Source organism: Sorangium sp. So ce394, assembly GCF_051474665.1.
GTDB classification, from domain to species: Bacteria; Myxococcota_A; Polyangia; order Polyangiales; family Polyangiaceae; genus Sorangium; species Sorangium cellulosum_D.
Window position 1 is genome coordinate 5275515 of record NZ_CP150339.1, and the last position, 11278, is coordinate 5286792.

Here is an 11278-nt window from a genome sequence, read left to right on the forward strand (position 1 = left end):
AATCCGCGTTTCGCCGCGTTCGATGAGGGCGCATCGCAACCGACGTGCCGCGCTGACGGGCGGCGCGGATCGCCGCGTTTTCAGGCCGATCCGCGCATCGCGGGCGAGCGCCGCGCCCCGCGCCGGAACGCCGCCGGAACGCCGCCGGAACAGCTGTCACGCGCGCGCGACGGCGGCTGTCGCGGCGGCATGACAGCGGTCCTCCCGGCGCGCCGGCGTGGCCCCGCGGGCGCCGGCGCGGCCCCACGGGCGCGCTGGTTCCTGATTGACGCGGCCCCCCTCGAGGGCACCATGGCGATCATGGGCGACGATCCCGGGGCGACCTGCACGCTCACGAGCTTCGATCAGGGGCGCTCCCTCCGGCTCCCGGCGCTCTCCGTGACGGTCGCCCTCCCGGACCGGCGCACGCTCACCGCGCCGCTCGATCTGCGCCCCATCGTCGTGGGGGCGGGCGCCGACTGCGATCTGGTGCTCGCCGATCCGCGCGCCTCGCGCAGGCACTGCGAGATCCGGTTGACCGAGCAGGGCGTGCTCCTGCGCGACCTGGGCAGCAAGAACGGCACGCTGATCCGCGACGTCCGCATCCGCGAGGCCTTCCTCCCGCCCGGCGTCCCCGCCACGGTCGGCGGCTCCGAGATCGTCGTCGGCCCCGCGGGCCCCGCGGCGGTCCTGCCGCTCTCGGCCGCGGACGCGTTCGGCGAGGCCGCGGGGCGGAGCCTCCCGATGCGCGCCCTGTTCGCCCGCCTGGAGCGCGCGGCCCCGACCGACGAGACGCTGCTCCTGCTCGGCGAGTCGGGCACCGGCAAGGAGGTGCTGGCGCGGGCGATCCACGCGCGGAGCCGCCGCAAGGACGGCCCCCTCGTGGTCGTGGACTGCGGCGCCATCGCCCCGAACCTGGTGGAGAGCGAGCTCTTCGGCCACGCCCGGGGCGCGTTCACGGGCGCCGCGGCGGCGCGGCCGGGCCTGCTCGAGCAGGCGAGCGGGGGCACGCTCTTCATCGACGAGATCGGCGAGCTCCCGCTCGACCTCCAGCCGAAGCTGCTCCGCGCCATCGAGGGGCGGCAGATCCGGCGCCTCGGGTCGAACGAGTGGGTCCCGTTCGACGCGCGCATCGTGGCGGCCACCCACCGGAACCTGCGCGCGAAGGCCCAGGAGGGCTCGTTCCGGGCCGATCTCTACTTCCGGCTCTCGGTGGTGGAGGTCCACGTCCCCGCGCTCCGGGAGCGCAAGGACGACATCCCGCTCCTCGTCGAGCGCTTCCTCGCGGCGCGGGACCCGCCGCGCGCGCTCGCGGACCTGCCGCCGGGCGCGCTCGCGCTGCTGGACGCCTACGACTGGCCGGGGAACGTGCGCGAGCTCCGGAACACCGTGGCGCGGCTCGTCCTCTTCCCCGAGCTGCTGCACGAGATCGTCGGCGCCGCGCCGCCGGCGCCTCAGGGGCTCGATCCATCCGGCGCGGCTTCCTCCGGCGGTGCGCCCTCCGGCGAGGCGCCCGCGGGGCCCGGGGACGCCCGCCTCCGCAGGCTCCTCGAGCTGCCGCTGCCCGAGGCGCGGGAGGTCGTGCTGGAGGAGCTGGAGCGCGCCTACGTCACCGAGAAGCTCCGCCAGCACGGGGGCAACATCTCGCACGCGGCCGACGCGATGGGCGTCTCCCGCCAGCTCGTCCACCGGCTGATCCAGCGCCACGGCCTCCGCGCCCGATGATCCGGCCCACGGACGCCGACGACCCCCGCATCGCGACCCCGCCGTGGCCGCGGCGCGGGCGCGACGACGCGACCCTCACCGGCCCGGCCCCGCCCGCCGCGCCGGGCGTCCTGCCCGACGGCGCACCCGAGGCCGCACCCGCGGCGCCCGAGCCCACCCCCGACCTCGGCCTCGGCGAGGAGAGCCGCCGCCCGAGCGCCGCGCCGGAGGCGCCCTCGCCGATCCCGCCCTCGCTCCACGCCCGCTTCGAGGACTTCCACCTCCTCGGCCGGGGCGGCATGGGCGTCGTCTACCGGGCCCGGGACCTCCGGCTCGGCCGGCGCGTGGCCATCAAGCTCCTCGCCGCGGGCGCGCAGGTCGACGGGAGCTTCCTGCGCGAGGCGCGCTCCCAGGCGCGGCTCCGCCACGAGAACGTCTGCGAGGTCCACGAGGCCGGCGTCGCCGATCACGTGCCCTTCCTCGTGATGCGCTACATCGACGGCCGGTCGCTCCAGGAGGCGCGCGGCGACCTGACCCTCGAGGAGAAGGTGCGCGCCGTCCGGGCCGTCGCCGCGGCGCTCCACGAGGCGCACCGGCTCGGCCTCGTGCACCGCGACGTGAAGCCGAGCAACGTCATGCTCGAGCGCGGCGAGGACGGGGCCTACCGCCCGTACCTCATGGACTTCGGCATCGCGCGCGAGGCCGGGGAGAGCGGGCCCACGCTCACCGGCGCCCTCCTCGGGACCCCCGCGTACATGGCGCCCGAGCAGGCGGCGGGGCGGGTGCGCGCCCTCGACCGGCGGACCGACGTCTACGGCCTCGGCGCGACCCTCTACGCGCTGCTCGCCGGCCGGCCGCCGTTCGTGGGGGGCGCGGTGATGGACGTGCTCCGCCAGGTGCTCGAGGACGACGCGCCGCCGCTCCGGACCCTGGACCGCGACATTCCTCAAGATCTCGAGGCGGTGGTGATGCGCTGCCTCGAGAAGGAGCCCGGCGCCCGCTACGAGTCGGCGCGGGCGCTCGGGGAGGACCTGCAGCGCTTCCTGGACGGCGATCCCGTGCTCGCGCGCCGCGCGTCCCTCGGCCGCCGCCTCGCCCGGCAGGCGCGGCGGCACCGGGCGGCGGTCGCGGGCGCGGCCGCGCTGGTCGTCGCGGCGCTGATCGTCGCCGGCGTCTTCGTGCGGGGCCGCCGCGCCGCCGCGGAGCAGGCCACGCTCGCGCGCGAGCTCGGCGAGACCGTGAAGGAGATGGAGCTCTTCCTCCGCGGCGCCCACGGGATGCCGCTCCACGACGTCGAGCGCGAGCGCGACGTGGTCCGCGCCCGGCTCCGGGCCGTGGAGGCCCGCATGGCGCAGGCGGGCGAGGCCGGCCGCGGCCCCGGGGAGTACGCGCTCGGCCGCGGCCTGCTCGCGCTCCAGGAGCCGGCCGCCGCCCTCGAGCACCTCCGCGCGGCGGAGCGGGCCGGCTACCGGTCGCCGGGGCTCGACTACGCCGCCGGGGCGGCGCTCTCCGAGCTCTACCGCCGCGGCCTGGAGGAGACCCGCCGCGTCCGCGACCCGGCGCAGCGCGAGGCGCGGATCGCGGCGCTCGAGGCCGAGCTCAAGGCGCCGGCCGTCGCGCACCTCCGCGCGGCGCTCGGCGGCGCCGTCGCGGGCCTCGAGGCGCCCGCGTACGCCGAGGGGCTGCTCGCGCTCGCCGAGGGGCGGCACGAGGCGGCGCTGGAGAAGGCCCGGGAGGCGTTCGCGGGGGCGCCGTGGCTCCACGAGGCGAAGAAGCTGGAGGGCGACGTGCTCTTCGCGATGGGGAGCCGCTACCGCCACGACGCCGCCACCTTCGATTTCGAGAAGATGAAGGGCCCGTTCGATGGCGCCGCCGAGGCGTACCGGATCGCCGCGGATCACGGCCGCTCCGACCCCTCGGTCCACGCCGCCGAGTGCGAGCTCTGGGCCCAGACCATGCGCTCCGCCGGCATGCACGGCGACTCGATGCGCCCGAGCTTCGAGCGGGCGCGGGAGGCGTGCGGGCGCGCGATCGCCGCGAGCCCCCGCAGCCCCGAGGCTTACGCGGCGCTGGCCCGGGTCCACAGCGCCTTCGCGTGGTGGATCGCGGTCGGGACGCAGCGCAGCGAGGACGCGGAGCCGGCGCTCGTCGAGGCGAGCGCGCGCGCCGAGGAGGCGCTCCGGCGGAGCCCGGACGACGCCATGGCGCGGTACGTGGTCGCCAGCGTGTCCCGGGCGCGGGCGTACCGCGCGAACCTCACCGCCCGCGAGCAGGGCGAGGCCCTCGAGCGCGCCATCCAGGGCTACGAGGCCGCGCTCGAGCGCGAGCCCGATTTCGCCTGGGCGCTCAACGAGCTCTGCGCCGTCCTCGCCGAGCGCGGCCGCTATCTGTCCCTGCGCGGCCAGGATCCGGGGAGCTCCTTCGAGCGCGCCAGGGTCCGCTGCGACCACGCCCTCGCGCTCGATCCGGGCTTCGGCCACGCGCGCACCTCGCGGCTGATCCTCGGCGTCCACGAGGTGGAGCACCTCGTCCGCGCGGGCCGCTCGCCCGACGAGGCGGTCCAGCGGACGCGCGGGATCATCGACGGCATCCAGCGAACGGACCCGTCATGGAAGTGGGCCCCGTACTGGCGGGTCTGGCTGGACCACGCGCTCGCGCAGCACGCGCTCGACGCCGGCGCCGACCCCGGCCCGGCGCTCGCGCGCATCGAGGCGGGCGCGCGGGAGATGGCGCCGGGCGCGGTCGCGTTCCCGGCGTCGCTCCGGGCGATGCTGGCGATCCTCGAGGCGCGCGTCCGTGCGGCGCGCGGCGAGGATCCGGAGCCCTCGATCCGGGTCGCGCGCGAGGTGCTCGATCGCACCATCGCCGAGGCGCCCTGGGACGTGTGGGAGCGGGTGAAGCGCGCCGAGGCGGAGCTCGTCGGCTTCCAGTGGAGCGCGGCGCGCGGTCGCCCGGACGCGGTCCGTCTCGACGCGGCGCTCGCGCCGCTCGGCCCCGTGCTCGACGAGCCCCGCGCCGACCCGCGGCTCTACGCGCTGCTGGCCGAGATCTACGAGGCCCGCGCCGCCGTCCGGGCGGACCGCCGGGAGGACGCCGCCGCCGACCTCGCCGAGGGGCTGCGGCACGCGGAGGCGGCGCTCGGGATGAACCCGCGATCCGACCGGGCGCTCGTGGCCCAGGGCAAGCTCTGGCTGCTGCGCGCCGCGGCGGCGCCTGACCCGGCGGCCCGGAGGGAGGCCGCCCGGCGCGGGGCCGCGGCCCTCGAGGCGGCGATCGAGGCGAACCCGCTGCGCGCCCGGACCGTGGGCGCGCGCCTCGGCGAGGCGCGGCGGCTCGCGGGGGAGGCGCCCGCCGCGGCCGCGCCCTGAGCGCGCCCGCGGGTCCTGGGGCTCACCGCGGCGCGGAGCCCCGGATGGCCCCGGCGCTCACGTGGGCGGGTCGCACCAGTCCTGCTCGTAGTCCAGCAGCTTCGTCATCGTGCACGGCTTGCCGTAGCATTCGTAGAGACCTTGCCCCGACGGGCCCACCTCCTTGCACTGGGGGCTCTTTTCCAAGATCCCGCCGAATGTGAGGCCGCAGTCGTCCGGCACGTCGCAGACCCGCTGCCTCAGCGCGTCCTTGGCGTCGACCCCGCACCCACGAACGAACCTGCTCGTCGGGTAGACAGTGACGAAGACGTCGACGAGCGCGCTGGGGTTGGGTGGACCGCCGGGGGTGGGGGGAGTGCCGGAGATGGGGCGGGTGTGCGCGCACCAGACGGCCTCGCCATGAATGAACTCGGGGTAAGTGATCCCGTCGTTGGCGCCGCCCACGTTCGGACCCGTGATCAGGATCTCCACCCCATCGGTCATGTCGTTGACGAACGCGACCACGCACTCCAGCACGTTCTCGATCATGGCCTCCTCGAGCCCCTCCTCCTCCCATTTCGACGCGCCGAGCACCATTCCCTCGAGCACCGTCTCCTTGAACTCCACCCCCCCGAGGGTGCACTCCTTGACGTGCTTGAAGATCTCCAGACCGCCCGGGTCCGCGAGGATCCCGGAGTCGACGATCGCCTGGCTGTAGTCGCCGGTCTCCTGGTCCAGCATCGGCTTCGACAGGATCGTGGCGACAGTACCTTTCCAGGTGTGCCACGCGGCCTTCGGGACGCCGTTCTCGCCGGGCATGCCCGGGCTGTCGATCATCGCCTCGAGCCCGGGCGCGTCCACCGCGATCTCGTCCTCGAGCGATGGCGCGCAGGCCGCCGAGAGGAGCCCAACCCACATCACCATTCCTAGCGTACAGCTGGAGCGTTTCATCGCGATCTCCTCAACCAAGAGAGTTTCGAGCTTCGTTCCGGCGCGCGTGCCGGTCAAGGAGGCAAGCGGCGGTGCTCGTCGTCCGTCGCGTCCGAGGACATGAGCATGCGTCGTGCCACGGCTGCGAGCGGCGCACGATCCGCGAATTTCCTCGCCGCTCCCGTCGCGGTGGAACGGCGGCGTGACAGTGGACCGCCGCGCGGACAGCCGCTGTCACGCGGCGATGACAGCAGCCCATCGGAGCTGCTGGCGCGAGCGTCCGGCGGCGTGCGCGCTGGCGAGGCGGGGCCGATCGGCGGAGCGCGCGGCCGACGCGAGCAGCGCGCGGCCGACGCGAGCAGCGCGCGGCCGACGCGAGCAGGGTGCCTCCCGCCGGCGTGCACGGGGCGCGCGGACATGATCGCGCCGGCTATACTCGGCGCATGCGCGCGTTCCCTTCTGCATGCGGCGGGCTCGGTCCCTGCTCGTCCTTGCCCGCCGATCCCGGCCGCTCATCCCGCGAGGGGACGGGCACGGCGTTGGGCCTCGTGGGGGCCACGAGGGCGCGCGGGCAGGCGCGCGTCGCCGCTTCGGCGGTGTCATGAAGCGCGCACACCTCCCGGGGGGCTTCATCCGCTCCGTCCAGCTCCTGCGCGAGCGGGTCGAGGACTTCTCGAGGTATCCGTTCAGCATCCCCGCCGTGCGCGCCCTCGAGGAGCTCGCGCTCGACCCCAAGGTGACCTTCCTCGTCGGCGAGAACGGCTCCGGCAAGTCGACCCTCATCGAGGCGCTCGCGCTGCTCGCCGGCTTCAACGCCGAGGGCGGCTCGAAGAGCTTCAACTTCGCGACCCGGCGCTCCGAGTCCGAGCTCCACGCCGCCATGCGGCTCATCCGCGGGGCGCGCCGGGAGAAGAACGGCTTCTTCCTGCGCGCCGAGAGCTTCTTCAACGTCGCCACGCAGGTGGACGAGCTGGGCGCGACCCAGTTCTACGGCGGCACGTCGCTGCACGAGCAGTCGCACGGCGAGTCGTTCCTGGCGCTCGTGAAGCACCGGTTCAAGCCCGAGAGCCTCTTCTTCCTCGACGAGCCCGAGGCGGCGCTGTCGCCGGCCAGGCAGCTGACGCTGCTCGCGCACATGCACGAGCTCGTCGAGCGGGGGCGGTCGCAGTTCATCATCGCCACGCACTCGCCGATCGTGCTCGCGTATCCCGGGGCGACGATCTACCGGCTCTCCGAGGACGGCATCGCGGAGGTCGCGTACGAGGAGACGGAGCACTTCGCGCTGACGCGCGATTTCCTGCTGCACCGGGAGCGGTTCTTCCGGGAGCTCTTCAGGGGCGGTGATGACCAGGATACATCTTAGCCGCTCGATCGCGCTTCCCCGCCCGACAGAAATGCGATGAGGCCGTGCGGGGCGGTCTCGCCGAAGCAAAGCTCGAAGGTCGCCGCGGCTTCGGGAGCGGCCTTCGCTCCACGAACGAACATCTCTCGTTCGTATTCGGCGAGCGCGGCTTCGAGGTCGTTCGGGTGCGCGGCGATGGCCTTGCCGAGCTCCGCGCCGTCGTACATCGCGAGGTTTGCGCCTTCCCCGTCGGGCGGGCTCAGGTGCGCGGCGTCGCCGAGGAGCGTCATGCCGGGCACGCGATCCCAGCGGTGCTCGGCGGGGAGCTTGTGGATCATGCGCGGGACCGGATCGGTCTCGCCGTCGGTGATGAGCGCGGTCAGGGCCGGGGCCCAGCCGTCGAGCTCCGCGGCGACGCGCTCCCGCGCCGCCTTCGGGTCGGTGAAGTCGATGCTCTCGATCCACGCCTTTGGCTTCGTGAGCGCGACGTAGGTGTGGAGGACGCCGTTCGTCTCGCGGTGCGCGATGATGCCTTTGCCGGGCGTGAGCGCGTAGAGCGCGCCCCCGCCGACGAGCTCGGCGCTGGCGGAATGCCGCGCGTCGGCGTCGAGCAGGTACGTCTCGATGTAGGCGGTGCCGACGAATTCGGGCTTCGCGTCGGAGAGGAGCGGCCGGACCTTCGACCACGCGCCGTCGGCGCCGACGACGAGGCCGGTGGTCACGGTCGACCCGTCCGCGAAGGTGAGCTCGTGCGCTCCGTCGCCGAGCGCGCGCACGCCCATGAGCTTGCGGCCCCATCGCACGGCGTCAGGCGGGAGCGAGTCGAGGAGGATGCGCCGGAGGTCGCCGCGGAGCACCTCGGGGCGAACGCCGGTGCCGTCGTCCGGCTGGTCGAGGAGGACCGTGCCCTGCGGATCGACCATGCGCATCGCCTCACCGCCTTCGTGGACGATGCGGCGGAACTCCTCGAAGAGGCCGGCGGCCTTGAGCGCGAGCTGGCCGTTGTAGTCGTGGATGTCGAGCATCCCGCCTTGGGTACGCGCCTCGGCGGAGGCGTCCGCCTCGTACACGGTCGCCCGGATCCCGTGGACGTGGAGGACGCGCGCGAGGGTGAGCCCGCCCAGCCCGGCGCCAATGATGGTGATGGAAGTCATCGTGATCCCTCTCGGTCTTCATTGTGGAACATCGTTCCACGAATTCACTTGGAGCGCCGCTCCAGAACTGTCAAGATGGAGCCGTGGCGAAGAAGGCGACGCGAGGGACGGAACGCGAGAAACGCCGCGAGGATGCGCTCTCGCGCGAGCGGATCGTCGAAGCGGCGATCGCGCTGCTGGACGCGGACGGTGAGGATGGGCTGACGTTCCGCGCGCTCGCGACGCGCCTGGCGACGGGCCCGGGCGCGATCTACTGGCACGTCACGAACAAGAGCGAGCTCCTCGTCGCCGCGACCGACGCCGTGGTCGCGCGCACGATGGGCGAGGTGCGCGGCTCAACCAAGCCGCACGAGGCGATCCATCGCATCGCGCTCGGCGTGTTCGACGCGATCGAGGCGCATCCGTGGGTGGGTGCGCAGCTCTCACGCGCTCCGTGGGAGACGGCGATGCTGCGGATCTACGAACGCCTCGGCTGCCAAGTCGAGGCGCTGGGCGTTCGCGGGAGCGCCCTGTTCACCGCGGCGTCGACGCTGCTCAGCTACGTCATCGGCGTGAGCGTCCAGAACGCCATGGCGAGCCAGTTCGCGCGCCGCGAGCTCGCGACGTCGACGAACCGCGTCGACTTCCTCGAGGGGGCAGCGGCGCGCTGGCGCGAGCTCGACGCCCGTGAGTACCCGTTCACGCGAAGCGTCGCCGCCTACCTCCCCGCCCACGACGACCGCAAAGAGTTCCTCGCCGGGATCGACCTGATCCTCGCCGGAATCGCGAGCTGGGCGTAAGCATGTTGTGACGTTTTTTGAACGTCAGGTTTTTGGGGTATCGTCTTGGCAAAATTGGCATGCGTTGCGTAATGCATGGATGGCCTGAAGCCTCCCCGTTCTGAAGCTCTTCTCGTCGTCGCGCTGATAGTTAGGATCGCTTATGGTTAGGATCACTAACGATTCGTTGCGAGGATAGAGGGGCGCCGCCGCGCTCCGGGCGCTCGCTCCTACCTACGCCCGACTTTGGTCGGCGCTCGAGCGAGCATCGCATGATCGGTGAGGCGCCGAACCATCGGCTCCTTCGCCCGGATGAACAGCGCCTCCTCGATCCGGGGTGTTCGGCACACCGCGCGCCATCGAAGGCCACCATTGGCGACAGGATGCTACGTCATCCCGAGCGGCGTGCGCTCCCGAATCGCGTCTTGCAGCGCGCGCTCGAACAGGGCGCGGGACGGGTGGACCGTGAGCTTGCGGATGGCCGTGTTCGCGACCTGAACCCCGAAGACGACGACCTTCGACCCGAGCAGGAAGTGCCCTCCGTCGATCGCATCGAGGACGGACATCGTCGCCTCGGTCAGCCGCGTGCGCGAGGCGAGATCATAGTCGGTCATCGCCTCCCAGTCGTTGAAGACCAGGACGCGGCCGTCCGCGGCGACCCGGCGCAACATCACCTCCTCGATCGCCTGAGCGCCCTCTTCGACGAGCACCCCGGTGACGCACGTGACCAGCAACGCCGGCGCAGGACACCAGATATTTACCGTGCCCTTGTTGCACCAGTGGCTCTGAAGCGGCTGTGTGGGGAGCGCGAGCATATCCGGTGCGCGTAGACTGGGACGCGCGCGCCCGTTCGTCGAGGGGCGAATCGCAGGTTTTCTACATCGGACCCGAGCGCCAGAGCAACAGGCGGAGCGTTCCGAGTCCGTGAGGCTGTAATCGCCTCGGCCGTCAGCAGAGATGAAACATCGTTTTTACATGAGCGCTAAAAGCTCATCCAGTCCGATCTTCTTTTTACAATCGCAGCCGCGATCGGAGACGATCATGGGTCCGCCGATCGCGCGGGACGGGAACGGGGACGGCCCCACGCCGCTGCGGCGGCGCCAGGGCAGCGCGACGCCGTGGGGTGTGCGTGGGCATGAATCTGCATCCGCCCGCACAGGGCTCCTGCTCCAGAGGAGCCCTACGCGTCAGGGCTTCGCCGCGCCCGCCATGTAGGCCGCGAACGCTTCCGCGAAGTCGGGGTGCCAGCGCGACAGCGCGGGTCGGTTCCGGATGAGGTCGTCGGCCGCCCACTGGATGCGGCGCTCATCCATCTCGCGCGTGACCGCGTTGTCCGGGCAGAGGATGTAAAAATCGCCCCGGCCCATGCTGGCGATCATCATGTCCACCACCTGCTCGGCGGTCCACGCCTCGGCGGGCTTCTCCGGGCCGCGCGCGGTCATGCCGGTGAACGTGTACCCCGGGATGAGCAGGTGGGCCGTGATCTTGCAGCCGGCGACGTTGCGCAGCTCGTGAGCGAGCTGCTCGGTCACCACCTTCACGCCGGCCTTGGAGGCGTTGTAGGCGGCGTCGCCCGGCGGGGTGGTGATGCCCTGCTTCGACCCCGTGTTGACGATGGCGCACGGGGTGCCCTGCGCGAGCATCGCCTCGGTGAACGCGTGCACGCCGTGGATCACGCCCCAGAGGTTGACCTCGATGAGGCGGCGCCAGCGCTCGATGTCTCTCCACGGCTTGGCGCCGTCGCCGACCCCGGCGTTGTTCATCAGGACCGCCACCTCGCCGAACGCGTCGTAGGCGACCTGCTTTAGGCGCTGCACGTCCTCCAGCCTGGCGACGTCGGTCGGGGCCGCTCGCACGTCGGCCTCGCCGCCGGCCGCGACCGCGGCGACGCGCGCGAACGCCTCGCGCAGCGCCGGCCCGTCCAGGTCGGCGAGACAGACCTTCAGGCCCATGCGCGCGAAGCGCTCGGCGGCGGCGAGGCCGATGCCGCTGGCAGCGCCGGTCACCACGGCCACGCGGCCAGGTGTCAATGCGGGATGGTTGCTCACTGGGGATCTCCGTCGG

Annotated in this window: 8 protein-coding genes; 4 read left to right on the forward strand and 4 right to left on the reverse strand. The window is 73.1% G+C overall.

All coding sequences use genetic code 11. From position 1 onward, the window contains the following. The first annotated feature begins 291 nt into the window (after positions 1-291). A complete protein-coding gene (locus WMF33_RS19395) occupies positions 292-1704 on the forward strand; it encodes a sigma 54-interacting transcriptional regulator (RefSeq protein WP_437338527.1) in 1413 nt (470 codons plus the stop codon). Then, positions 1701-5051 (forward strand): protein kinase domain-containing protein, encoded by a 3351-nt coding sequence (locus tag WMF33_RS19400; RefSeq protein ID WP_437338528.1) that lies wholly within the window; start codon positions 1701-1703, stop codon positions 5049-5051. Before WMF33_RS19395 ends, WMF33_RS19400 begins: the two co-directional genes overlap by 4 nt. Positions 5052-5108: 57 nt before the next feature. Here WMF33_RS19400 and WMF33_RS19405 read toward each other — a convergent pair whose 3' ends face one another. After that, positions 5109-5948: a hypothetical protein gene (locus WMF33_RS19405; protein ID WP_437338529.1), complete on the reverse strand. Its 840-nt coding sequence runs from the start codon at positions 5946-5948 to the stop codon at positions 5109-5111. 613 nt (positions 5949-6561) lie between these two features. On the opposite strand from WMF33_RS19405, the gene WMF33_RS19410 reads away from it, so the two are divergent. Continuing rightward, entirely contained in the window at positions 6562-7323 is a 762-nt protein-coding gene (locus tag WMF33_RS19410) for an AAA family ATPase (RefSeq protein WP_437338530.1), read from the forward strand. Here WMF33_RS19410 and WMF33_RS19415 read toward each other — a convergent pair. Then, the gene (locus WMF33_RS19415) at positions 7320-8456 is read right to left on the reverse strand and encodes an FAD-dependent oxidoreductase (RefSeq protein ID WP_437338531.1); all 1137 of its coding nucleotides are present in this window, start codon (positions 8454-8456) and stop codon (positions 7320-7322) included. The two genes, WMF33_RS19410 and WMF33_RS19415, sit on opposite strands and share 4 nt — an antisense overlap. Before the next feature lie 83 nt (positions 8457-8539). On the opposite strand from WMF33_RS19415, the gene WMF33_RS19420 reads away from it, so the two are divergent. Next, the gene (locus tag WMF33_RS19420; RefSeq protein WP_437338532.1) at positions 8540-9235 is read left to right on the forward strand and encodes a TetR/AcrR family transcriptional regulator; all 696 of its coding nucleotides are present in this window, start codon (positions 8540-8542) and stop codon (positions 9233-9235) included. Between the two features lie 365 nt (positions 9236-9600). Here WMF33_RS19420 and WMF33_RS19425 read toward each other — a convergent pair whose 3' ends face one another. Both WMF33_RS19425 and WMF33_RS19430 read right to left on the reverse strand, forming a co-directional pair. Next, on the reverse strand, positions 9601-10029 hold the full coding sequence (locus WMF33_RS19425) for a hypothetical protein (protein WP_437338533.1): 429 nt from the start codon (positions 10027-10029) through the stop codon (positions 9601-9603). Between the two features lie 372 nt (positions 10030-10401). Continuing rightward, the gene (locus tag WMF33_RS19430) at positions 10402-11262 is read right to left on the reverse strand and encodes an SDR family NAD(P)-dependent oxidoreductase (protein ID WP_437338534.1); all 861 of its coding nucleotides are present in this window, start codon (positions 11260-11262) and stop codon (positions 10402-10404) included. Positions 11263-11278 lie beyond the last annotated feature (16 nt).